Origin of the sequence: Hahella sp. HN01 (assembly GCF_018986435.1) — a bacterium.
Taxonomy (GTDB): domain Bacteria; phylum Pseudomonadota; class Gammaproteobacteria; order Pseudomonadales; family Oleiphilaceae; genus Hahella.
On the sequence record NZ_JAHMIN010000113.1, the window covers coordinates 1 to 1,631 of the forward strand.

Sequence of the window (1,631 nt, forward strand, 5' to 3'; positions counted from 1 at the left end):
GTGATCACGCTGTTATTCCAGGGCCAGCTTTCTGGCTGACGCCATTCGCCGTCGATGAAGCGGAATTTGAAGTTCGCGCGATTGCCTTTGTAGGGTAAAACCAGCGAACCATCCGAATAGCGGGTCAATGCATCGGTGGGAGTCATACCCGCGGCCAGCAAGGGATAAGGAAACTGCCCCGGCGTGGCGTAAGGGAGAAACTTGCCCAGGTAAAACGTCATGTACGACGTATCCACTTTCACCACGCAGACAATGCGTTGGCCGTTGGCGACGAACCAATACGGCATCGCCGCATTCCATAAGGGAAATCCCATCATGGGCGACGCGCCTGGCTGTTTGCTGAAACCATTCGCCTCAACGAACCCCGAAAAACCCGTCAGGCGCCAGTTGTAGATATCGGTGGTTGGCGACGCATAGGTTTCCACGCCCACAAAGACGGCTTCCTTGCCGGACAGCCCTGGCCCCTGCAGAATCAACTGCGCGGGGACGCCATGGCTGATGCGGGAGGTCTCCAGCGTTTCCAGCAGATCAAAATCCCGCAGCCCGCTGTAACCCCAGTCGCCGTTATTGGCGTGAATCAGGATGCGCCAATGGGTCTTCGCGCCGATGCTTGGCGCACTAACGCTGTATTCTCGAAACTGCGCGTTACTCCAACTCTGGTCATTCCAGGTTTCCTGAGCGACCCACACCTCGCCATCGTCCGACCCTTCCAAGGTGAAGGATTTGGGGGAGCGCGAGGCTTTGCCCGCTCCCCTCAGGGTAAATGCCCGCACTTCCAGAGGGCGCACCAATTCCAGCCCCAGATGAGACGGCGCCGCCTGACTTTGTGCGGTTAACCATTCGCTGGCGCTGTCCGCGTCGAAGCCTCTGAAGGCCTCATAACCGCCCAGTTCGCTGCTGCAAAAAATGCGCTTATACCCAATCCAACGCAGCGCCCGCCATCGCTGCTCAACAGGCGTCATCGTTTGCGTCACGAACTGGTATAAACGCATCAGCAGATCAATGTAATCACTTGCCGTGCCGGATTCGTAGGCCATAAAAAGTCTCAGCTTAATAATTGCCGCACCGCGCCCGCGTTGCGCTGCAGAATGTTCAGGATGGTTTTCTCCCCAGAGGAGGATGTGAGGTAGTCGGCCGCCATCGCCGGATCGACGACATTCACGATGCGGACGGCGGAGCCGCCATTCGCGCCGGGCGCCCCTGCCGCAGCGCTTGCCGACGGACGCGCGCCAGTGGGAACCAAACCGCCGCTGGCGAAGCCCAAGGCGCCGCCCTGCAGGCGAGGACCGGCGGACAGTCCGTTGATGGAGTGCAATAAACCCACGCCGACACGGCGTACGGCGGCGGCATTGACGACGAACTCCCCGGCGGACAAGCGCGCAGGAATGGAGTCGCTGGTGGACGTTCCGGGGCCGCTGACATAGCCGCCTTGGGCAAAGCCTTTGAACAAGGAAGACAACATCGCGCCGGGACCACTGGCTGAGCCGACGGGGCCAAACAGACCGCCAAACAACGACTCAGCGAGCTTTTGCGAAGCCATGCGTTGAATCGTCCCCAGTACGGAACGGCCAAAATCCGCAAACGCGGCGCTGGCGCTTTTGGCTCCAGAGCCTACCGACTCGAACAGATTC

Annotated in this window: 1 protein-coding gene and 1 pseudogene; both read right to left on the minus strand. The window is 59.9% G+C overall.

Features of this window, described 5'->3' with window-relative positions; genetic code table 11:
* Positions 1-1,037: discoidin domain-containing protein (locus tag KP814_RS32465; protein WP_216740662.1), on the minus strand; the 1,037-nt coding region annotated here is incomplete at its 3' end.
* A gap of 8 nt (positions 1,038-1,045) precedes the next feature.
* Positions 1,046-1,631: pseudogene (locus tag KP814_RS32470) on the minus strand (tape measure domain-containing protein); the annotation flags it as partial.